This window comes from Catellatospora paridis (assembly GCF_009720365.1).
Classification (GTDB): Bacteria; Actinomycetota; Actinomycetes; order Mycobacteriales; family Micromonosporaceae; genus Catellatospora; species Catellatospora paridis.
The window spans coordinates 162,277-184,000 of record NZ_ML769320.1; the positions used below are offsets into that span (position 1 = coordinate 162,277).

At 71.6% G+C, this 21,724-nt stretch carries 18 protein-coding genes and 2 tRNA genes; 9 read left to right on the plus strand and 11 right to left on the minus strand.

Annotated features, from left to right (window positions below; translation table 11 throughout):
- Positions 1-124: 124 nt before the first annotated feature.
- From F9C41_RS23285 to F9C41_RS23295, 3 genes are all read left to right on the plus strand, one after another.
- Complete coding sequence (locus F9C41_RS23285; RefSeq protein ID WP_155388947.1) at positions 125-3,022, plus strand: UPF0182 family membrane protein; 2,898 nt, start codon at positions 125-127, stop codon at positions 3,020-3,022.
- A 98-nt stretch (positions 3,023-3,120) separates the two neighbouring features.
- Positions 3,121-3,194, plus strand: a tRNA-Met gene (locus F9C41_RS23290).
- Between the two features lie 106 nt (positions 3,195-3,300).
- Positions 3,301-3,681: a helix-turn-helix transcriptional regulator gene (locus tag F9C41_RS23295; RefSeq protein ID WP_196279911.1), complete on the plus strand. Its 381-nt coding sequence runs from the start codon at positions 3,301-3,303 to the stop codon at positions 3,679-3,681.
- Positions 3,682-3,760: 79 nt separating this feature from the next.
- Here F9C41_RS23295 and F9C41_RS23300 read toward each other — a convergent pair whose 3' ends face one another.
- Positions 3,761-5,248: a cellulose binding domain-containing protein gene (locus F9C41_RS23300; RefSeq protein ID WP_155388949.1), complete on the minus strand. Its 1,488-nt coding sequence runs from the start codon at positions 5,246-5,248 to the stop codon at positions 3,761-3,763.
- Positions 5,249-5,392: 144 nt separating this feature from the next.
- Between F9C41_RS23300 and F9C41_RS23305 the strand changes: the two genes are divergently transcribed.
- Positions 5,393-5,466, plus strand: a tRNA-Met gene (locus F9C41_RS23305).
- A gap of 66 nt (positions 5,467-5,532) precedes the next feature.
- Here F9C41_RS23305 and F9C41_RS23310 read toward each other — a convergent pair.
- From F9C41_RS23310 to F9C41_RS23325, 4 genes are all read right to left on the minus strand, one after another.
- The gene (locus tag F9C41_RS23310) at positions 5,533-7,020 is read right to left on the minus strand and encodes a S1 family peptidase (RefSeq protein ID WP_155388950.1); all 1,488 of its coding nucleotides are present in this window, start codon (positions 7,018-7,020) and stop codon (positions 5,533-5,535) included.
- A 50-nt stretch (positions 7,021-7,070) separates the two neighbouring features.
- A complete protein-coding gene (locus tag F9C41_RS23315; RefSeq protein WP_155388951.1) occupies positions 7,071-8,048 on the minus strand; it encodes a LysR family transcriptional regulator in 978 nt (325 codons plus the stop codon).
- 177 nt (positions 8,049-8,225) lie between these two features.
- Positions 8,226-9,314, minus strand: a complete 1,089-nt coding sequence (locus tag F9C41_RS23320) for a hypothetical protein (RefSeq protein WP_155388952.1) — start codon at positions 9,312-9,314, stop codon at positions 8,226-8,228.
- A complete protein-coding gene (locus F9C41_RS23325) occupies positions 9,311-9,859 on the minus strand; it encodes an RNA polymerase sigma factor (RefSeq protein ID WP_230689917.1) in 549 nt (182 codons plus the stop codon). Before F9C41_RS23325 ends, F9C41_RS23320 begins: the two co-directional genes overlap by 4 nt.
- A 99-nt stretch (positions 9,860-9,958) precedes the next feature.
- On the opposite strand from F9C41_RS23325, the gene F9C41_RS23330 reads away from it, so the two are divergent.
- The 3 genes from F9C41_RS23330 to F9C41_RS23340 all read left to right on the plus strand — a co-directional run bounded on the left by F9C41_RS23330 (position 9,959) and on the right by F9C41_RS23340 (position 13,773).
- The gene (locus tag F9C41_RS23330; RefSeq protein ID WP_155388954.1) at positions 9,959-10,324 is read left to right on the plus strand and encodes an iron chaperone; all 366 of its coding nucleotides are present in this window, start codon (positions 9,959-9,961) and stop codon (positions 10,322-10,324) included.
- 86 nt (positions 10,325-10,410) lie between these two features.
- Positions 10,411-12,228 carry a DNA helicase RecQ gene (gene recQ / locus F9C41_RS23335; RefSeq protein WP_155388955.1) on the plus strand — a complete coding sequence of 606 codons (1,818 nt, stop codon included), beginning with the start codon at positions 10,411-10,413 and terminating at the stop codon, positions 12,226-12,228.
- Positions 12,229-12,339: 111 nt separating this feature from the next.
- Positions 12,340-13,773, plus strand: a complete 1,434-nt coding sequence (locus tag F9C41_RS23340; protein WP_155388956.1) for a glycoside hydrolase family 76 protein — start codon at positions 12,340-12,342, stop codon at positions 13,771-13,773.
- A gap of 96 nt (positions 13,774-13,869) precedes the next feature.
- On the opposite strand, the gene F9C41_RS23345 is transcribed toward F9C41_RS23340, so the two are convergent.
- Both F9C41_RS23345 and F9C41_RS23350 read right to left on the minus strand, forming a co-directional pair.
- Positions 13,870-14,763 (minus strand): siderophore-interacting protein, encoded by an 894-nt coding sequence (locus tag F9C41_RS23345; protein WP_155388957.1) that lies wholly within the window; start codon positions 14,761-14,763, stop codon positions 13,870-13,872.
- 130 nt (positions 14,764-14,893) lie between these two features.
- Entirely contained in the window at positions 14,894-16,543 is a 1,650-nt protein-coding gene (locus F9C41_RS23350; protein ID WP_155388958.1) for an MFS transporter, read from the minus strand.
- Positions 16,544-16,661: 118 nt separating this feature from the next.
- On the opposite strand from F9C41_RS23350, the gene F9C41_RS23355 reads away from it, so the two are divergent.
- Together F9C41_RS23355 and F9C41_RS23360 are read left to right on the plus strand one after the other, a co-directional pair.
- Positions 16,662-17,411 (plus strand): TetR/AcrR family transcriptional regulator, encoded by a 750-nt coding sequence (locus F9C41_RS23355; protein ID WP_155388959.1) that lies wholly within the window; start codon positions 16,662-16,664, stop codon positions 17,409-17,411.
- 30 nt (positions 17,412-17,441) lie between these two features.
- Positions 17,442-18,845, plus strand: coding sequence for a hypothetical protein (locus F9C41_RS23360; RefSeq protein ID WP_155388960.1), 1,404 nt, complete (start codon positions 17,442-17,444; stop codon positions 18,843-18,845).
- On the opposite strand, the gene F9C41_RS23365 is transcribed toward F9C41_RS23360, so the two are convergent.
- The 4 genes from F9C41_RS23365 to F9C41_RS23380 all read right to left on the minus strand — a co-directional run bounded on the left by F9C41_RS23365 (position 18,729) and on the right by F9C41_RS23380 (position 21,557).
- Complete coding sequence (locus tag F9C41_RS23365; protein WP_155388961.1) at positions 18,729-19,292, minus strand: hypothetical protein; 564 nt, start codon at positions 19,290-19,292, stop codon at positions 18,729-18,731. The two genes, F9C41_RS23360 and F9C41_RS23365, sit on opposite strands and share 117 nt — an antisense overlap.
- The gene (locus F9C41_RS23370) at positions 19,289-19,858 is read right to left on the minus strand and encodes a hypothetical protein (protein ID WP_155388962.1); all 570 of its coding nucleotides are present in this window, start codon (positions 19,856-19,858) and stop codon (positions 19,289-19,291) included. The genes F9C41_RS23365 and F9C41_RS23370 overlap by 4 nt, the downstream gene beginning before the upstream one ends.
- 70 nt (positions 19,859-19,928) lie before the next feature.
- Positions 19,929-20,651 carry a hypothetical protein gene (locus F9C41_RS23375; protein WP_155388963.1) on the minus strand — a complete coding sequence of 241 codons (723 nt, stop codon included), beginning with the start codon at positions 20,649-20,651 and terminating at the stop codon, positions 19,929-19,931.
- Positions 20,652-20,723: 72 nt separating this feature from the next.
- Positions 20,724-21,557 carry an aldo/keto reductase gene (locus F9C41_RS23380; RefSeq protein ID WP_155388964.1) on the minus strand — a complete coding sequence of 278 codons (834 nt, stop codon included), beginning with the start codon at positions 21,555-21,557 and terminating at the stop codon, positions 20,724-20,726.
- Positions 21,558-21,724: the final 167 nt, after the last annotated feature.

Below are 21,724 nucleotides of genomic sequence, written 5' to 3' on the forward strand. Positions count from 1 at the left end.
CTCTGCGCCGAAACCGCACGTCAGACGACTCACCACGGTTCCGTGAGGGCGTCCATCGGTGCCGGGCTCTTGCACGGCAACGTAGGCTTCCACCGTGGTGAACCGATCAAGCCAACTGCCGCACATGAGCCGTCGCGGACGCGCCTGGCTCATCGTGCTGACCGGCCTTCTTGTCTTCTTCGCCGTCCTGGGCTGGGTGGTGGAGGCGTGGACCGAGTGGCTCTGGTTCGACGAACTCGGCGCGACCCAGGTCTTCACCGGTCAGCTCGGCACCCGGATAGGTCTGTTCGCGGTGTTCGGCCTGATCATCTGGGCGTTCCTGTTCGGCAACCTGTACCTGGCGTACAAGCTGCGCCCGTTCCTGCCGCCGACCGGGGTCGAGCAGCAGGCGCTGGAGCGCTACCGCTACCTGCTGGGCCCGCACCTGATGCGCTGGTTCACGCTGGCCGCGGGCGCGGTCGCGTTCTTCGCCGGGCTCGCCGCGCAGGGGCACTGGCAGCAGTGGCTGCTGTTCGAGAACGCCGTGCCGTTCGGCCAGAAGGACCCGCAGTTCGGCATCGACATCGGCTTCTACATCTTCAAACTGCCGTTCTGGCAGTACCTGCTGAACACCGGCTTCACCGTGACGGTGCTGGCGCTGATCGGCGCGCTCGGCGTGCACTACCTCTACGGCGGGGTGCGGCTGTCCGGCGCCGGTGACCGGATGACCACCGGCGCGCGGGCCCACCTGACCGGCCTGGTCGCGCTGTTCGTGAGCCTCAAGGCGATCGCGTACGTGCTGGACCGCCGGGCGCTGCTGCTGGACACCATCTCCGGCACCGACCTGACCGGCGCGGGTTACACCGACATCCAGGCGCTGCTGCCGGCCAAGGAGATGCTCACCTACATCTCGGTGATCGTCGTCATCGCCATCCTGATCTTCTCGAACGCGGTCATGCGCAACCTGGTGTGGCCGGGCGTCGCGCTGGGCCTGCTGGCCATCTCCGCGGTCGCCATCGGCGGCATCTACCCCTGGGGCGTGCAGACGTTCCAGGTGGACCCGAGCCGCAACGTCAAGGAAGCGCCGTACATCGACCGCACCATCGCGGCCACGCGCGCCGCGTACGGGCTGGACTCCGCGGCGACCACGTCGTATGCCTCGGACACGGTCGAGCCGCCCGCGTCCCTGGCGCAGGACAAGACGATCGTGCCGAACATCCGCCTGCTCGACCCGGCTGTGGTCGCCGAGACCTATACCCAGCTGTCCCAGGTGCGCAGCTTCTACCAGTTCGGCGACAAGCTCGACATCGACCGCTACACCATCGACGGCAAGACCGCCGACTACGTGGTGGGCGTGCGCGAGATCGAGTACAGCAAGCTGACCACCGCGCAGAGCAACTGGATCAACAAGCACACCGTCTACACCCACGGCTACGGCCTGGTCGCGGCGCCCGCCAACACCACGGTCTGCGCCGGCCAGCCGTACTTCGTCTCCGGCTTCTTCACCGGCCAGGCGCAGGGCGCGGAGCAGGGCTGCTCGTCGTCCACCGACAAGCTGCCCGTGGAGCAGCCACGCATCTACTACGGCGAGCGGATGGGCGAGTACGCCATCGTCGGCAAGCCCGACGGCGGCACCAGTGCCGAGTACGACCGGCCCACCGGCGAGGCCACCGACGCCCGCTACACCTACACCGGTCAGGGCGGCGTCGACCTGGGCTCGACCTGGCGGCGGCTGCTCTACTCGATCAAGTACGCCGAGTCGAACTTCCTGCTGGCCGACGCGGTCAACGACAACTCGAAGATCCTGTACGAGCGCGACCCGCGCACCCGGGTGCAGAAGGTCGCGCCGTTCCTGACGCTGGACGGCGACCCGTATCCGGCCGCGGTCGGCGGGCGCGTCGTGTGGATCATCGACGGCTACACGACCAGCGCGAACTACCCGTACGCGCAGCGCATCGACCTGCAGGACGCGACCAGTGACTCGCTGACCGGCGACGGCACGTTCCGGCTCGCCCGGCAGGACATCAACTACATCCGCAACTCGGTGAAGGCCACCGTCGACGCCTACGACGGCACCGTCAAGCTCTACGAGTTCGACGACAAGGACCCGATCCTGAAGGCCTGGAACAACGCCTTCGGCGGCGAGCTGATCACGAAGAAGTCGGAGATCCCGGCGGAGCTGGCGCAGCACTTCCGCTACCCGGCGGACATGTTCAAGGTGCAGCGCGACCTGCTCACCCGGTTCCACGTCAACAACGCCAACGACTTCTTCAACGCGCCCGACTTCTGGGCCGTGCCCAACGACCCGGCCACCGCCGGCACCTCGGCCAAGCAGCCGCCGTACTACCTGCTGACCCAGCTGCCCGGGCAGACCGAGGCGCGCTTCCAGCTCACCGCCGCGGTGACCCCGCGGGAACGGCAGAACCTGGCGGCGCTGATCTCCGGGTCGTACGTCGACGGTAAACCGACACTGCAGGTGCTGGAGCTGAGCAAGGACGGCCGGATCCCCGGACCGGGCCAGGCGCAGCAGTTGATGGAGAACTTCGATGCGGCGCGAACACAGCTCAACATCTGGGGCAACAACGTCGTCAAGGGCAATCTGCTGTCCCTGCCGTACGGCGGCGGCATGCTCTACGTCGAGCCGATCTACCTGCGCTCCAGCGGGGAGAAGGCGTATCCGCTGATGAAGAAGGTGCTGGTCAGCTACGGCGACAAGGTGGCCTTCGCGGACACCCTCACCGACGGCATCAAACAGCTGGTCGGCACGACCACCGGCACACCGCCGGTGACCACGCCCGAGCAGCCGCCACCGACGACCGGCACGCCGAACCTGAACGCCGCCGCCGAGAAGGTCAACAAGGCCATCGACGACGTGCGGGCCGCGCAGCAGTCCGGCAACTTCGAGGCGTACGGCAAGGCGCTGGCCGCGCTGGAGGCGGCGATGAAGGAGTTCGAGCAGGCGAGCGGGACGACGCCGCCCCCGGCTGCCTCGCCTTCGGCGCCACCGCCCTCGCCTTCGCCTTCTCCGGCCACCACCGGCTGAACGACACGGTGAGACGACACGGGGTGAGTGCTGAGACGGCGCTCACCCCGTGTCGATTTGCACCTGCTGCGATCAACCGGCTATGGTTTAGAAACCGACGCGGGGTGGAGCAGCTCGGTAGCTCGCTGGGCTCATAACCCAGAGGTCGCAGGTTCAAATCCTGTCCCCGCTACGAACGAAAGACCCGGCTCCGATGGAGCCGGGTCTTTCTGCATGTGGGTAGGGTGAACAGAGTGACGAGGGATGACCTGGTCCGGCTGCGGCAGGCCCGCGACCGGATGGACCGCGACTACGCGCAGCCGCTGGACGTGGCCGCGCTGGCGCGCACCGCGCTGATGTCGCCGGGGCACTTCTCGCGCAGCTTCCGGGCCGCCTTCGGCGAGACGCCGTACAGCTACCTGATGACCCGCCGGATCGAGCGCGCCCAGGCCCTGCTGCGCCGGGGCGATCTGAGCGTGACCGACGTCTGCATGGCCGTCGGCTTCACCTCGCTGGGCTCGTTCAGCACCCGCTTCACCGAGATCGTCGGGGTCAGCCCGAGCGCCTATCGGGCGAGTGACCACTCCTGGAGCGCGTCCCTGCCGGGGTGCGTGGCCAAGAGGGTCCTGCGGCAGGTCCGCAACGGCGAGGCCGGACGGCGCGCCGGGGCCGCGGCGTGACCCGGGAGCGCGCCGCCTGACGTGACGACGCCCGCCCCACCATGCGACGGCGGAGCGGGCGTCTGTGCCGTGCACCGGGTCAGGGGGTGACCGCGATGTTGGTCAGGCCGGTGGTGGCGTTGGTGACGGTGTTGGAGGCGTACACCACGTTGAGGTTGCCGGCGCACTTCGAGGTCGAGGTGACCCGGATCGCGTACTGGCCGACCCCGCCCAGGTTCGAGCTGTTGGCGCGCCACACGTTGCCGCAGCCGTTCAGGAAGGACGGCGTGGTCGCGGGATTGTGCGTCTCGTAGCCGTTGACGAACGTGCCCGGCGCGGCGAACGTGCCCGTGTTGTTCTCGATGAGGTAGCCGATGCCCTTGGCGTCGATCCAGGAGTCGGCCGAGTTCTGCCCGGAGATGCCGCGCCCGTCGAAGGTGTTGCCGCGGATGACGCCGTCGAAGGTGCCCTCCTTGATGTCGATGTGCTCCGCGGCGACGTACGGGCCGATGCGGTTGTTGAGCACCTGGACCCGGTCGGAGCGGTCGACGCCGCCGGAGTTGCCGTGGCAGGCCCAGTTGGACCCCGCGGAGCCGAGGTAGACGCCCTCGCCGTAGCCGGGCTGCACCAGGCCGGTGTACTCGACGATCGAGTCGCGGATCACGCCGTCGGCCGAGGAGCGGCGGAAGTGCACGCCCTCGTCCTCGGTGTGGTGCACGTACACGCTGCTGATCGTCACGTGGTGCGAGTTGTCGAGCACGATGCCCTTCTTCGACTCGGCCACGGTGAAGCCGGTGAGGTTCCAGTACGGCGCGTTGAACAGCCACAGCCCGTAGCCGGAGTCCCAGCCCGCGGTGGGCGCGGGGCAGGACGGCGCGGTGCCGCTCGGCCCGTCGTTGATCAGCACCGCGGTGCGCGGCCCGGTCAGCGTGATCCGGGCGTTGGCCGTGCCCGCCCGCGTGGTGGCGAACGCCCCGCGATAGGTGCCGGCCGCGAGCCGGATGGTGGAGCCGGGGTTCGCACTGCTCAGCGCACTGCTCAACTGCGCGGCGGTGCTCACGTCCACGACCGGCCCGGTGGGCGGCGGGGAGGACGGCGCCGACGGCGACGGCGACGGTGAGGCGGGCGCGGACGGCGACGGCGAAGCCGACGGGGACGGCGGGGTGGACGGCGACGGGGCCGGGCCGCCCGCGCAGGAGCCGCCGTTCACGGTGCAGTTGACCGGGGTGCCGAGCCCGGCGGCGTTGAAGCCGAAGGTCTGCGACGCGCCCGGGTTGACCGTGCCGTTCCAGCTCACGTTGGTGAAGGTGTAGCGCTGCCCGCTCTGCGTGCGGACCGAACTCCACGACGAGCTGACCGTGGTGCCGGTGGGCAGGTCGAACGCGACGGTCCAGCCGGTGGCGGGGGCGTCGCCGGTGTTGGTCACCGTCACGTCCGCGCCGTATCCGGTGGCCCACACGCTGACCTGGGTGACCGTGGCACGCAGCACCGGCCCGGCGGCGTGTGCGGCGGTGCCGGTCAGGTAGGGGACCGCTGCGCCGAGCAGGGCGACGGCCGCCGTGACGGCCACCGTGCGGAGGGTTCGCATCGACTGGCTCCTTTCTAGAAGGATTGTTGCCAGTCATCGAACACCGTGGAAGCCGTCCTGCCAAGAGGATGGTGTCCATGAATGTGGGCGGTTAACCGATTGGACACGGTCGACAACGGTGACATAGTCTGTGCAAGCACCCGACGCGGGGTGGAGCAGCTCGGTAGCTCGCTGGGCTCATAACCCAGAGGTCGTCAGTTCAAATCTGGCCCCCGCTACGAAAAGACCGAAGCCCGGTTCCTGGCCAGGAACCGGGCTTCGGCGTTTGCGGGGTCAGGCGGCCGTCACGGGTTGGTGAAGCCGAGCGCGTACGAGCCCGAACCGCTGTACGCGTGCACCCGGTACCGGTAGTAGCCGGCGGTGCCCGAGTAGGTCAGCGTCTCCGCGTTGGACGGGGTGTCGCCCTGGGCCACGACGGCCCACGCCGAGCCGTTCCACTTCTGCAGGTAGAGGTCGAAGTCCGTGCCGGACGGACCGGCCACGCAGCCGCGGTGCGTGCCGGAGGCGGTGGACTGGTAGTAGCTGTTGTCCGGCTGGTAGGCACTGCCGCCGCTGGACAGCGAGCCGCTGCGGGAGAACTCGTAGCCGGTGCAGCCGCTGCCGCCGGGCGGCGGCGACGACGGCGGGGTGCCGCCGCCGGTCATGAGGGTCAGGCTGTACGCCGACAGGATCTCGTTGACCGGCTGGAAGTAGGTGGTGCCGCCCGACGAGCAGTTGCCGGATCCGCCCGAGGTGACGCCCTGGGCCTGGTTGCCGGCGATGAGCGAGCCGCCGGAGTCGCCGGGCTCGGCGCAGACGTTGGTGCGGATCAGGCCGTTGACGGTGCCCTGCGGGTAGGTGACCGAGGAGTTGCGGGCCTGGATGGTGCCGCAGTGCCAGCCGGTGGTCGAGCCGGACCGGCAGACCGACGCGCCGACGGCGGCCTCGGTCGAGCCGGACACCGTCACGGTGCCGCCCGCGTAGTTGTTGACCAGGCCGCGCGGGGTGTTGCCGGCGGCCACCTGCACCCAGGCGTAGTCGTTGCCGGGGAAGCTGGAGCCGCGGAACGTGCCGCTCGGCTGAGTCGTGGTGGACCCGGTGGTGCCACAGTGGCCGGCGGTGACGAAGCCGCCGCTGACCGGGAAGCCGACCGAGCAGCGGCTGCCGCTGCCGATGTAGTACGCGTTGCCGCCGATGACGTCGATGAACGGCACCGGGGTCTCGGCGGTCGCCTCGACGCGCACGGCGGCGGCGTCGGCCCCGCTCTGCTTGACGAAGGCGGCCGCGTCGGCACCCGACTTGGCGAGCACCACGACCTGGTTGGCGGTCACGTCGACGTACCAGCCGGGCACTGCCTTGGGGGCCTTGGCCGCGTTCGCGTCGAGCCGGGCCTTGACCGCGTCGAGCTGGTCGAGGCTGCGGGCGACCAGCTTCGGGGTCGCGCCGGCGGCGCGCACCTTGTCCGCCTGCGCCTGGCTGGTCACGCCGACGGTGAAGGTCTTCGCGTCGGCCGACAGCCAGCCGCCGCCATAGGTCGCGCCGAGGGACTTGCGCAGGGTCAGCTCGGCCTTGCCGGCCTTCTGCTCGTCGGCGAGCCGGGCCTGCACGCCCGCGGGGTCGAGTTTGAGGTCACGGGCCAGCGCCTGGAGGACCTGGGGCGAGATGCCCGCCGCGGTGGCGGCGTCGGCTGCCGCGGCGGGACCTTGTCCCGCCGCGGCCGGATACGTCAGTGCGACGGTGATCCCCAGGGTGAGGGTGGCCGCCGCCGAAGCGAAGAGGAGTCTGCGGTTCATGCTGGGAAGCTATGCGGTATATATAGGCAGGGGTAGATATCGCTTGGGTCCTACCGCGATGCGATGGAAACCCGGGGGCCGAACTGCGGGTTGGCCTTGCCCCATTCGAGGTAGTGCGGGTTGCGGGCGGCCGATTCGGCGTACGCCGCCGCGGCGTGGGCGAGCATGACGTCGGCGTATCCGGCGGCCTCGCTGCGCGGATGCCAGCCGAGCAGGTGTCGCCACCGCAGCGGCCCGCCGGCCAGCGGCACCGTGGCGATGCCGTCCACGCGGCGGAAGGTCGCCTTGCACAGGCCGACCGCGTGCCCCGACAGCACCGCGTCGACGGCGTTGCCGATGTCCATCTCGTACATGGTGCGCGGGGTGAACCCGGCCCGCGCGCAGGCCGCGGCGAAGCAGTCGCCGAAGCAGCCGTCGCCCGGCATGCTGGCCCACTGCGCGTCGGCCAGCTCGGCCAGGTCGATCTCCCATCGCTGCGCCAGCGCATGGTGCTCGGGCAGCATCACGAAGATGGCGTCGATCGCGATCTCCCGCCAGATCAGCCCGTCCTCCGGGGCGCCCGGCACGGTGTCGCCGCACACGCCGACGATGCAGAAGTCGAGCTTGCCGGCGACGGCCAGCTCGCAGAGCTGATCGGCCCAGTGCGACGGGTGGGTGAGCACCTCCACGCCGTCCTTGTCCGCGGCCAGCCGGGACATCAGGCCGCCCAGGATCGGGCCGTTGACCGCGCCGATGCGCCACTGGTTCGGCCGGACGCGGGTGCCGGAGAGCTGTGCCGCGTCCTCCTGCAGGCCGCGCATCGCGGGCAGCACCACCCGGGCGCGGGCGAGCACCAGCTCGCCCAGGGCGGTCGGGGTGGCCCCGTGGCGGCCGCGCTCGAACAGCGGGCCGCCCAGCGCGCGCTCGATGCGCTGCAACTGCGCGGTGACCGCGGGCTGGGCCAGCCCGAGCAGCGAGGCCGCCTTGGTCACGCTGCCCGTGTCCGCGATCGCGCAGACCACTCTGAGATGCCGGATCTCTAGGTTCATGGCCGCTCCAGTCTGGAGGGTGCAACCGGAGTAGAGAGATCCACGCAGTCTAGACTGGCTATAGATGGCTGTCACTTGGTGGGCGAGCGGTTGCTCCTTTCGTTACCGGGCGGAACCCCACGTGTCGGCGTCCTCGCACCGTGTCGCCGACCCGTGGGTGCGGCCCGGGCCGGGGCGCTACCGCCGTGCGGTGGCGGAGGGGACGGCCCAGGTCGCCGCGGGCTGCGACACGTATTTCCACAGTTCCTGCCTGACCGGCACCGGCTCGCCCACCCCGGGGCCCGGCGACGCGGTCAGGCTGTTCACCGGCGCGGGGCCGGTCAGCTCGACGTGCCCGGCCAGCCGTCCCGTGTTCGGCTCGAACAGCAGCTCGTCGGCGATCGTGCCGCTGGTCAGGCGTACCGCGTAGAGCCGCTTGCCGGACACGGTGAAGGCCTCGGCGGCGGTGAGGCCGTCGAGCCTGCCCAGCAGCCGGTGGAAGGCGGCGCGCTGGGCGGCGGGCAGCAGCGGGTCGACCCGGGCCAGGAAGCGCCCGTACTGCTGCCAGCGGGTGAGATCGTCGATCTCGGCCGGGCTACGGGTGCCCGCTCGGAAGCCGGCGAGCAGCAGGTCCGGGTCGGTGGGCAGGGTGGCCAGCCAGGCCGCGGTCGGATAGCCCCAGCCGGGTCCGGCCGCGGCGAAACCGTCCCGCGCGGCGGCGAGCCGCTCGGCGGCGGACTGCCCCTTGACCTCGGCGGGGTCCGGCGCGGGCACTTCGAGCAGCCCTTCGGGCTCGAAGCAGTGCACCTGCGCCTGGGCCGTCGCCGGTGCGCTGCCGGGCGCGGGGGAGGGACCCGGCCGAGTGAGCACGGTGGCGTGTGAGCACAACAGCTCACCCGGGCGCGGCGCGGCCAGGGCGGCACCGGCTGCCGCCTGGTCGAGCTGGGCGAAGACCGTGGGGACCGGAACCGCCGCGCCGTACTTCAGCCACAGCGGGTCGGCGCCCTCCGGCGCGGTGTTCGCAGAGCGCGCGGGTACGCCGGTCGGCCCGCCCGGCTGCGGAGTTCCGCGGTCGACGGCGCCCAGCAGTGCCACTCCGCCGACCACGGCGGCCACCACGGCCGCGGCTGCGGCGGGCGCCGCCCAGCGGGGGAGGAGGCGGGGTGCGTGCGGTGCGGCCGTCGCCGTCTGCACGCGGCGGCGCACCCGGTCGAGCGCGCCCGGTGCCGCCCCCGGCCGCCGCTGGTGGAATTCGCGCACGCTGCGCAGATCGGGATCGTCGGTCATCGGGAGCCTCCGTCGGGGGATGCGTGGGCGGCGGGGTCCGCGGCGAGGGCGGCGCGCAGTTTCACCCGCGCGCGGTGCAGCGCCGACTGGACCGAGCCGAGGGGGATGTCCAGGGTGCGGGCGATCTCCTCGTAGCCGAGCTCCGCGACCGCGTACAGCAGCAGCACGTCGCGCTGGCGGGCGGGCAGCGCGGCGAGCACCGCGGCCAGCCGCCGGGTCAGCGCCGACGCGTCCGCGCGGGCGGCGGCGCCGTCGGCGATGTCGGTCAGGTCGAGGTCGCGGCCCGTCCGGGCCAGCGCTCGCAGCGCCCGGGTCTCGCTGCGCCGGTGTCGGCGCAGCAGGTTGCTGGCGATGCCGTAGAGCCAGGCCCGCGCCGGGCCGTCGGCGAGCCGGTGCCGGCGCTGGTGCGCGATGAGGAACGTGTCGGCCACGACGTCCTCCGCGACCGTCGGGCCGACCCGGCCGGTGCAGTAGCGCAGCAGTTCCGCACCGTGGGAGTCGAAGAGGTCTGCCACGTCGGGGAGGCTTCGACGCGGCTCGGCCATGAGGTGCAACATACTCATGACTGCCCGCACGGCGGTCCACTGTTCCGCGCCGCTCGCACCGGGCTGCCGGATGCGGGCCGCAGGCGCGATGATGAGTGAATGGCGGCTCGGTTCACCACGATCGACGACTACATCGACTCCTTCCCCGCTGAGGTGCAGGACGTGCTGCAGCAGGTCCGGCGGACGATCCTGGCCGCCGCGCCCGCGCAGGCCGGGCAGAGCATCAGTTACGGGATCCCCACCATCACCCTGGACGGCCGGTATCTCGTTTACTTCGCCGGCTGGAAGCACCACGTCTCGGTGTATCCGGTGCCCGACGGCGACGCGGCGTTCGAGGAGGTCGTCGCGCCGTACCGGGCGGCCAAGGGCACGCTGCGGTTCCCGCTGCGCGAGCCGGTCCCGTACGACGTGATCGCCCGGGTGACGGCCGCGCTGGTGACGCAGCGGAGCGCGTCCGGCGGGTGACCCGCGTGTGAGTGACGCGCCCCTGGTCGTGTTGCCGTCGTCGCACCGGCATGCATGCCGTCGGGGGCGGTCCATAGGATCGACGGGTGCAGGATGCTTCGCAGGTGTTGAGCAGGATCTTCGGCTATGACTCGTTCCGCGGCGAGCAGCAGGAGATCATCGACCATGTGATCGGCGGCGGCGACGCCCTGGTGCTCATGCCGACCGGCGGCGGCAAGTCGCTGTGCTACCAGATCCCGGCCCTGGTGCGGCCCGGTGTCGGGGTGGTGATCTCGCCGCTGATCGCGCTGATGCAGGACCAGGTCGACGCGCTCACCGCGTTGGGCGTGAAGGCGGGCTTCCTCAACTCGACCCTGGATCTCGACGAGCGGCGGGTGGTCGAGGCGCAGTTCGTCGCGGGCGAGCTGGACCTGCTCTACCTCGCCCCGGAAGGGCTCGCCTCCGGCGCGGCGCTGCGGCTGCTGGAGCGCGGCAAGATCTCGCTGTTCGCCATCGACGAGGCGCACTGCGTGTCGCAGTGGGGCCACGACTTCCGGCCCGACTACCTGGCCCTGTCCGTGCTGCACGAGCGCTGGCCGGACGTGCCGCGCATCGCGCTGACCGCCACCGCGACCACCGCCACCCGCACCGAGATCGCGCAGCGCCTGCAGCTGACGCAGGCACGCCTGTTCGTCTCCAGCTTCGACCGGCCCAACATCCAGTACCGCATCGTGCCGAAGAACGACCCGAAGAAGCAGCTGCTGGAGCTGCTGCGCACCGAGCACCCCGGCGACGCGGGCATCATCTACTGCCTGTCCCGGGCGTCGGTGGAGAAGACCGCCGAGTTCCTGGTGCAGCAGGGCATCGACGCGCTGCCCTACCACGCCGGGCTCGACGCGGCCACGCGTGCCGCCAACCAGTCCCGCTTCCTGCGCGAGGACGGGATGGTCATGGTGGCCACCATCGCGTTCGGCATGGGCATCGACAAGCCGGACGTGCGCTTCGTCGCGCACCTGGACCTGCCGAAGTCGGTCGAGGGCTACTACCAGGAGACCGGCCGCGCGGGCCGCGACGGGCTGCCGTCGACGGCCTGGCTGGCATACGGGCTGCAGGACGTCGTGCAGCAGCGCAAGATGATCGAGGGGTCGGCCGGGGACGCGGCCTACCGGCGCGGGCTGGCCGTGCACCTGGACGCGATGCTGGCGCTGTGCGAGACGGTGCAGTGCCGCCGGGTGCAGCTGCTGGCCTACTTCGGGCAGCCCAGCGACTCGTGCGGCAACTGCGACACCTGCCTGGTCCCGCCGGAGTCCTGGGACGGCACGGTGCCCGCGCAGAAGCTGCTGTCCACCGTGCTGCGGCTGCAGCGCGAGCGCAACCAGCGCTTCGGCGCCGGTCAGTCGATCGACATCCTGCTCGGCCGCAAGACCGACAAGGTGGCGCAGCACCGCCACGAGGAGCTGACCGTCTTCGGCATCGGCACCGAGCTGCAGGAGTCCGAGTGGCGCGGCGTGGTGCGCCAGCTGCTGGCGCAGGGACTGCTGGCGGTGCAGGGCGAGCACGGCACGCTGGCGCTGACCGACGCGAGCGCCGACGTGCTGGGCCGCCGCCGCGAGGTGATGATGCGCCGCGAGCCGGAGCGCGCGTCCCGCTCGTCGGGCTCGTCGCGCAAGGCCTCGGCCGCCGCGGCGGTGGCGGAGCTGCCGGCCGACGCGGTGCCCCGGTTCGAGGCGCTGCGCGCCTGGCGTGCGGCGACCGCGAAGGAGCAGAGCGTGCCGGCGTACGTGATCTTCCACGACGCGACGCTGCGTGAGATCGCCGCGCAGGCCCCGGACTCGCTGGGCAAGCTGCGCGGGATCAGCGGGGTCGGCGAGAACAAGCTGGCCAAGTACGGCGAAGGGGTGCTGGAGACGCTGGCCGCGGTCTGACCCGTGGTTGGCATTCCATCGACGTTGACGAAACTGTAAACCTCCTGTTACATGAGTGCTCAGTGAGAGCGCTCTCCTGCATCCCGGGTTTCCCCTGAGCAGGAGGTTCACATGCGACTACCGGTACGTCTCCTGGCCGCCGGGCTCGCCGTCGCGGGCCTGGTCACCGGGCCGATGGCGAGCGCCGCCGTGGCGGCCCCGATCTGCAACCGCTACTGCGACGGGCGCGACCCGGCCCTGTCCCCGGGCGACCGCGCACCCCTCAGCGCCGGGGTCTGGGGCAGGCAGATCGTGCTGCACTTCGACGACGCCGACGCGATGGGCTGGGCGAGCATCGCCAACGGCAACGCCGGTGACCGGGTCTGGCTCGACCGCTCCTTCAACGGCGGCCGCACCTGGACCGGCCTGCTCGGCGACAGCGCCGTCCCGGCGGGCCAGCGCGGCTGGCGCACCCCGATGTTCAACGTGGACGACTGGGCCGGGCTCGGCGTCGGCGCGCTGCGCGCCTGCGGCAAGGCGGGCGACCGTCCCGAGATCGCCTGCACGACCTGGGCCCGCACCACCTGGAACGCCGGCAACCGGCGCACCGCCGCGGCCACCGGGCTGATGACCTCCTACAACCTGTCCACCGGCCGGTTCGACACCACCGGCTGGTGGAACACGGCCAACGCGCTGACCGCGCTCATCGACAACGTCCGGGTCACCGGCATGGGCAGCTACCGGTACGCGATCGGACGGACCTACGACCTCAACCTGGGGGCGTACCAGGGCAGCTTCCGCAACGAGTACATCGACGACACCGGCTGGTGGGCGCTGGCCTGGATCGCCGCGTACGACCTCACCGGCGAGGCCCGTTACCTGAGCACGGCCCGCGTCGCGGCCGATCACATGGCGGCGTACTGGGACGGGGTCTGCGGCGGCGGGGTCTGGTGGAGCACCGCCCGGACCGCGAAGAACGCCATCGCCAACGGCCTCTACCTGCACGTCAACGCCGCCCTGCACAACCGGATCGCGGGCGACGCGGTGTATCTGAACCGGGCGCGGGCGACGTGGACCTGGTTCCAGGGCACCGGCATGATCAACGCGTCCTCGCTGATCAACGACGGGGTCAACCTGTCCACCTGTCGCAACAACGGCCAGCCGGTGTGGTCGTACAACCAGGGTGTGCCGCTGGGCGGGCTGGTCGAACTGCACCGGGCCACCGGCGACGCGAGCCTGCTGGCCACCGCGCGGCGGCTCGCCGACGCGTCGACCACGACAGGACAGCTGCACGTCAACGGCATCCTGCGCGACCCGTGCGAGGGTGGCGACTGTGGCGCGGACGGGCCCTCGTTCAAGGGGGCGTACGTGCGCGGCCTGGCCGCCCTCAACAACGCCCTGCCCGACCACCCCTACACGGCCTACCTGCGCCGCCAGGCCGACGCCGCGTACGCCGCCGACCGCACCCCGCTCGACCTCTACGGCCTGCGCTGGGCCGGACCGGTCGACAAGCTCGACGCCGCCCGCCAGCAGAGCGCCCTGGACCTGATGAACGCCGCCCCGTAACCGCGCCAGGCGGGGGAAGATCACTGTTTGAGGTCAGGATCTGCTGTCACACCGCAGATCCTGACCTCAAACGCCGATCTTGACTCCGTGCCCGGGTCAGCCTTCTTCGGTGCGGCCTTGGCGCCAGTAGCCCATGAAGGCGACCGCCTTGCGGTCCAGGCCGCGTTCGGTGACCAGGTGGCGGCGCAGGGTGCGGATCACCGCGGCCTCGCCGGCCAGCCAGGCGTAGAGCCGCCCGCTCGCGGCGACCTCGGGGACCTCCCACAGGATGTCGGTGTCCACGTCGACGTCCTCGACCGCCTCGGCCGTGCCTGGCACCGGCACCAGTCGCGCCGCGGCCTGCTGCACCGCGGGCACCAGCAGGCTGCCGTGGGTGGCGCCGTCGCGGGCCAGCCAGCGCACGTCCATCCCGGTGGGCGTGGTCACCGGCAGCGCGTCGGCGGCGTACGGGACCTCCAGCAGCGCCGCGCCGACGGTGTCCGCGGGCAGCCGCTCCAGGATCGCCGCGATGGCGGGCACCGCGGTCTCGTCCCCGGCGAGCAGCACCGGCACGCCCGGTGCGGGCGGCACGAACTCGACGCCGCCGTGCGGGCCGGGGTGGACGCCGTTGGGTCCCATCAGGACGATCCGGTCGCCGGGTCGGGCCGCGCGGGCCCAGCGCGAGGCGGGTCCGGCGTCGCCGTGCAGGGCCACGTCCACGTCGACCTCGCGCTGCCCGGGGCGTACGTATCGGGCGGTGTACGTGCGGACCGGGTTGCGTGCCTCCTCGGGCGTGCCGCGCCAGATGGTGTACCAGTCCGGTCCGTGGTCCAGTGCGGCGTAGCCGCCGGTCGGCGCGGGCAGGACCAGCTTGAGGCGCAGGTCGTAGCCGCAGTCGGCGAAGTCGGCGAGATCAGGCCCGGCGAAGGTGAACCGCTTGAAGGTCGGGCTGAGTTCGGTGACGGACTGCACCTGCACGGTGAACAGCCGCCAGACCATGGGTTCGCTCATGCGCGGGATCTTCTCCAGGGGCCGGACGACAGAGGGGCTGCCGAGCAAGGCCGCCGACCCGTGGCACTCCACGTGAAGCCGGCGGCCGCGCAGCATGACGCTTAGGTTAGGTTAGCCTTGCCTCTACTTGTCAAACGGCTGCCGTCGTGTCCTGTGCCGCCGCACCGACGGCGGAGCCGGGCGCAGGCGACGGCACGGACCCGGCAGGCCTGCCCGGCTCGGCTCCGGTGGACTCGGGCGAGTGGCCGGTGGCGGGTGAAGCGGCGCGGTCGGGTTCGCTGCCGCGCAGGGTGAGCAGGGCGAGTGCAGCGGCCAGCGCCATCAGCACGGCTGCGGCGATCGCCGCAGCGTGCAGGCCGGACATGAAGGCGGTGCGGGCGCTCGCGAACAGCGCCTCACCCACGGGACCGGGCGTCCCGCTCGCGACGACGGCCGCCCCGGCCAGCGTCTCGCGGGCGGCGTCCGCGGCCTCGGCGGGCAGCCCCGCGGGCACGTCGAGGTGGGCGCGGAAGACGGCGGTGCCGATGCTGCCCAGCACGGCCATGCCGAGCGCGCCCCCGAACTCCGCGGCTGTCTCCGACAGCGCGGACGCCGCACCCGCCCGCTCCGGCGGGGCAGCCCACAGGATGAGCTCGGTGCTCAGCGACATCACCACGACCAGGCCGCAGGCGTACAGCGCGGCGCAGACCATCAGCGTCCACAGGGGAGAGTCGGCGGCCACGGCGGTCAGCGCGGCGAACCCGGTCAGCGCGATCAGGAAGCCGCCCGCGACCAGGCGGCCGCGGGGCACGCCGCGCTGGGCGAGCCCGGCGGCGATCGGCGCGACCGCACCGACCCCGATCGAGGGCACCAGGCTCCACAGCGCCGCCTCCAGCGGGGACATGCCCCACACCGTCTGCAGCAGCTGGGTGGTGAAGATGGCGAAGCCGATCAGGGCGAACATCGCCAGCATGTTGACCGCGACAGCGCCGCTGAAGGCGCGGCCCCGGAACAGCGCGAGATCGATCATCGGATCCGGCGAGAAGCGCTGCCGGTGCAGGAAGACCGCGCCGACGGCGAGGCCGATGACGATCGCCGCGCCCGCGAGCCGGCTGTCGCCCTCAGCGGCGAACTCCTTGACGCCCCAGATCACCGGCAGCACCGCGGCGAGCGACAGGGCCGCGCCGACCAGGTCGAACCGGCCGACGGCGACCCGGTGCGACTCGGGCACCAGCAGCGGTGCGAGCGCGACCAGCAGCAGCATGAACGGCACGTTGATCAGGAAGACCGAGCCCCACCAGAAGTGTTCGAGCAGCAGGCCGCTCAGGATCGGGCCGAGTGCGACGCCGAAGGTGAGCGCGGCGGTCCAGATCGCGATGGCGGTGGCGCGCTGCTTGGCGTCGTGGAACATGTTGCGGATCAGCGCGAGGGTGCTCGGCATCAGCGTCGCGCCGCCGATCCCGAGCAGCGCGCGGGTGGCGATCAGGGCCTCGGCGCTGCCCGCGTAGGCCGCGGCGGCCGAGGTGAGGCCGAAGGCGGCCGCGCCGATCATGAGCAGCCTGCGGCGGCCGATCCGGTCGCCCAGCGCGCCCATGGTGATGAGCAGTCCGGCCAGCACGAAACCGTAGATGTCGAAGATCCACAGTTGCTGGGTGGCGGTCGGGGCGAGGTCGGCGCTGATGAACGGGACGGCGAAGTAGAGCACCGACACGTCCATGGAGACCAGCAGCAGGGGCAGCAGCAGCACGGCGAGGCCGATCCACTCGCGGCGGCCGGCGAGGGGTGGGCTTGGCTCGTTCATCGAGGACCAACCTTCTGTGTATGAGGTACGCGCTTCTGTGTATGTCATACGCTGTTCTGTGTACGTTATACGCAGTACTAGGATGTGCAGTCAAGCCTTCGAGGTGGAAGCAGGTGTGATGGAACTCGACAGCGCCGGGGTCCCGGCGAACATCGCCGCCGCATGGGGCCTGCGCGAGCGCCCCGGCAAGGGGCCCAAGCCGGGGTTGACCCTGGACGGCATCGTGCAGGCGGGGATCCGGGTCGCGGCGGCCGACGGCGTCGGCGCGGTGACCATGAGCCGGGTCGCGGCCGAGGCGGGCGCGTCCACCATGGCGCTCTACCGCTACGTCCGGGCCAAGGACGAGCTGCTCGAACTGATGGTGGATGCGGCCATCGGCGACCCGCCGCCACTCACCCACGGGGGCGACTGGCGCGCCGGACTCGTCGCCTGGTCCTGGGCCTGCCGCGAGCTGTATCGGAGGCAGCCCTGGGTGCTGCGGGTGCCCGTCAGCGGCCCGCCCGCCACCCCCCACCAGCTGGCCTGGATGGACTCCGGGCTGGCGGCGATGGCGCAAACCGGCCTGCGCGAGGAGGCGAAACTCTCCATCGTCCTGCTGCTGACGATGTACGTCCGCAACGAGGCCGTGGTCGCCGTCGACATGCAGACCGCGGTGCAGGCCCTGGGCAGCTCGCTCGACGAGGCCATGGCGGCCTACGGCACTTTGCTGAGAATGCTCGTCGACCCGGCCCGGTTCCCGGCGCTGGCACGCGCGATCGAAGCGGGGGTGCTCGACCGGGCCGACGATCCGGACGAGGAGTTCGTGTTCGGACTGGACCGCATCCTCGACGGCGTCGGACTGCTCATCGGGCAACAGGCGGGCAGCTGACCATCCGGGGTGGACTGTACCGTCTCTGTCGTGACGGACCTCCCCTCGCCGCCCGCGCAGCATCCCCTCCCGGCGACGCCCGGCCCGCGCCACGGCATCGCCTGGTCGCTGCGCCACCTCGCGGCGGTGCTCGGCACCGTCGGCGTGCTGCTGCTGCGGCACTGGCCGGTGCTGTTCGCGCTGGTGTTCGCCGGGTTCGCGGCCCGGCGCGGGGTGACCCTGGTGGCCGTGCAGGCCAGCGACCTCGACGGCGTCTTCGGTTTCCTGGTCTTCGCCCTGGTCCCGGTCGCGGTGATGACCGCGCTGGTGCTGATGCTGCGGGTGCTGTCGCGGTCACTGCCGACCACGACCCCGGGCGGCGAGCCCGGGCAGCGCTTCCGCACCCTGGCGCACGTGGCGAGCGTGCTGCTGCCGTTCATCGTGGTGTACGCCTCCTACGGCTACTTCGAGGCCGACCGCGACAGCTACCTGCTGGAGATCATCGCCGACGAGAACAGCAAGGCCGAGGCGATCACGAACCCCTCCGCGCTGGTGCTCGCCGAGCGTCTGCCGTTCACGCTGAACACGACGCTCGTCGTGGTGTCGCTGGCCGCGCTGCTGCTGCGGTTCCTGTTGGGGCTGCGCGCCGACCGGCTGTGGAGCTGGATCGGCTTCGTGCGGGCCTACCTGGAGGTGCTGTCGCTGACCCTGGTGGCGGTGTTCGTCGCGGGCGTCAGCGACAAGGTGCTGCCCTACGTCGAGCACCGGCAGGCATACCAGTGGGTCCTGTCGGGCTGGCATCACGTCGTCGCGCAGCTCGGGCCGCTGGAGGAGCCGGTCCGGGCCGCCGGGAAGTGGCTGTCGGAGCTGTTCCTGTCCCTCGACGTCGTGCTGGTCGTGCCGCTGGCCTGGCTGATCGTCGGCGCGGTGGTGTACGGGCAGAGCCTGGGCACGCCGCCGCTGAGTCCGAAGGCCGCCCGGCGCGCGGTGCGGGCGGCCCGCCGCTGGGCGAAGCTGCCCGCGCCGGTCCGCAGGCTGGGTGCGGCGAGCACGGCCAACGTGCGCGAGACGATGACGCCGCTGGCGCAGAGCTTCCGGCTGCTGGCGCACGCCGGCAAGGTGCCGATGCTGATGTTCTGCGTGCTGTTCCTCGCCGTGCAGACGCTGCCGGCCTGGCTGTGGGAACTGGAGCGGGCGCTGATCGGCGCGCAGGACCTGAACTTCGTGTGGCGGCCGCTGTCCGGCCCGCTCAGCATCGTCAACGACGCGATCAGCATGGTGCTGCTGCTGTGCCTGGTCGCCGCCACCGTCGACCGGGTGCTGCGGGTGCAGTCGCCGCTACCGGTCGAACCGCACGTACCGGGTCTGGTCCACGCCGCCGAAGAAGACCCGCACCGCGGCGATGTCCACCCCGCGCGGCGTGACGAAGTGGGCGACGGTCTGGTGTCGGCCTGACGCAGCGGGCACCGGACTGTTGTCCGGCTGGCAGTTGCCGAACGGGATGCGCGCCGACGACAGCTCCCTCGGCTGGTCGGCGTACAGGATGCCGGCGGTGTCCTCGATGCTGATGCTGCAGAACGGCACCTGCTTCGGGTCGGTCGGCCCCTCGATGTCGAGCACCACCCGCCAGGCGGTCATGTTGTCGGGCACGACGAAGGGGCGGTCGCCGCCGCGCTTCAGGTCCGTGGTCGGGGCCAGCTCGGCCACCCGCACCCGGACCCCGGCGAAGTCGGCGACCCCGTCGGCGGCGGGCAGCACCGCGGCCGGCTTGCCTCGCTGCCAGAACTCCAGATCGGAGTAACCGGCCGCGGCGAGCATCAGGGCCAGCATGGGCAGCAGGGCGACCAGGCCCCAGAGGTTGCGCCGCCACCAGCCGCGGCCCAGCGAGTCAGGGCCCCTCATGACACGGCCTTCGGGGCGAGCAGGGTGGTGGGCTCGGCCGAGCAGGCCGACCCGTCGGAGATCGGCAGCCGGATCTCGGCCATCGAGTCCATCCGCTGGTCGAGGCTGTTGTCGGCGAGCAGCAGGGTCAGGCTGCCCGCGGACGCGGTGGGCACCTCGATGGCGATCTCCCCCTCGTAGGGCAGGCCGGGCTGCATGGTGAGCCCGCCCGAGACCAGGTCCAGCGAGACCCGGTCACTGGTCTGGTAAACCTTTCCGGCGCCGTCGCGCGCTGCGGCGTACGCGATGCTGGTCGGCTTGAACCGCGCGCCCACCCGCAGCTTGGCGACGATCCAGACGCCCTGGGTGTCCAGCACGTGCTCGCCGATCCGCAGGGCGGCCGCGCAGCGCACCAGCTGCACCCGGGCCGTGAAGGTGCGGGCGGCCACCTCGGCGCCGACCTCCCCGGCGACGGGGAAGGGACGCAGGGCGTGGTTGAGGTTGGGCTCGGCGGACACGACGGCCTGTCCGGCGGCGAGCGCGGCCAGCACGAAGGCGGCGGTTCCCAGGCGGCGCAACAGCTTCACGCGTCGTCTCCTCGCCTCATGGCATCGGTCCGGCTCACCGCAGGGGTCCGGCTCATGGCAGCGGCGCGGCTCACGGCGTGGGCCCGGCGCTCGGCGTGCGGTTGGCGGCCGGCTTCGGGCTGGTCGAGGGCGACGCTGCGACCGAGGGCGACGGGCTCGCGATCGGCGGTGCCAGGTCGGTTCTGACCGGCACCGTGACCCGGCCGGCGGGCTCGTCCTCGCCCTTGCCGTCCACGTCCATCCAGTACCACGCGCCGCTGAGGCTGTCCTCGCGGTAGGTGCGCTGCTCCACCGCCACGGTGATCGAGGTCGGCACGGGGGCGTCGCCCGACTGCTCCCAGATGAACAGGATGCGCTCCGGCATGTCCGGCTGCAGCCGCCGCATGATGCTCTTGTCCCGGTCGAGCGCCTCCTCGGCCGGGGTCGGGTTGATGAGGCCGGCCACGCCCGTCAACGTCAGCAGGTCGGACGGCGGCATGGTGCTCTCGTGGGCGGTGATCCGGACCGTCGCGGTCACCACCAGCCAGCGGTTGGTCTCCTTCTCCAACCGCAGCTTGCCCAGCTCGCGGTAGACGGCCGCCGCCTCGACGGTGACCTCCCAGGGGCCGCCGTGGACGGGCGTGCCCGCCGCGACGGTCTCCGCCGGCGGCTCGGGCACCGTGTCGAGGCCGCCGAACAGCCCGGACACCCCCAGCAGCACCACGGCCACGGCCCAGCGCAGGCCGGGTGTGACCTGGTCGAGGAGCCCCCTGGTCAACCTGCGGCTCAGACCGCCCTGCCCCGTGACAGACACGTCGGCGAGCATACGAGACGGACGCCCTGCGGCATAACCGAGCCGGAGGGCATCCGTCCGCAGTGGACTTCCTCATCCCATCCAGGCGAAGACGGCCGGATCGGGGCCGATGCGGCCGCCGTTGTCCAAAGTGGCGATCGCCGCCATGTCCTCGTCGTCGAGGGCGAAGTCGAAGACCGCGATGTTCTCCGCGATCCGCGACGGGGTCACCGACTTGGGGATGACCACGTTGCCGAGCTGCAGGTGCCAGCGCAGCACCACCTGCGCCGGGGACTTGCCGTGCTTGGCCGCCACGCGCGCCAGCACCGGGTCGTCGAGCAGGCCCTTGCCCTGGCCCAGCGGGCTCCACGCCTCGGTCGCGATGTCGTGCACCGCGTGCAGCTTGCGCAGCTCCTCCTGCGGGAGGTGCGGGTGCAGCTCGATCTGGTTGACCGCGGGCACCACGTCGAACTCGTCGAGCAGGCGGCTCATCGTCTGCACGGTGAAGTTGCACACGCCGATGGCGCGCACCCGCTTGTCGGCGTACAGCTTCTCCAGCGCCCGCCAGGCCTCGGTGTACAGGTTCTGGGACGGCACCGGCCAGTGGATCAGATACAGGTCCAGGTAGTCGAGGCCGAGTTTGGTCATGCTCTCGTCGAAGGCGCGCAGGGCCTTGTCGTACTCGTGGTCGGTGTTCCACAGCTTCGTGGTCACGAACAGCTGCTCGCGGGGCAGCCCGCTGGCGCGCAGCGCACGGCCCACGCCCTGCTCGTTGAAGTACATCTTGGCGGTGTCGATGCTGCGGTAGCCCGACTCCAGCGCCGTGGTCACGGCCTTCTCCGCCGTGTCGTCGTCGACCTGCCAGACGCCGAATCCGAGCTGGGGCATCGTTACGCCGTTGTTGAGGGTCACCTCAGGAACGATCATGTGGTCCATTCTTCCAGTGGTCGGGCCGCTGGTCGCGGCAGTCGGCCCGGCACGGACCGGTGAATCGACGCGCGGCGTGCCGCCGGATCGGCCGGGCAGTGACCCCTTGCGATGGAAGCGCTCCCATGCAAGACTGATCCGAATTCGCGACCGGGAGCCATCGTCGC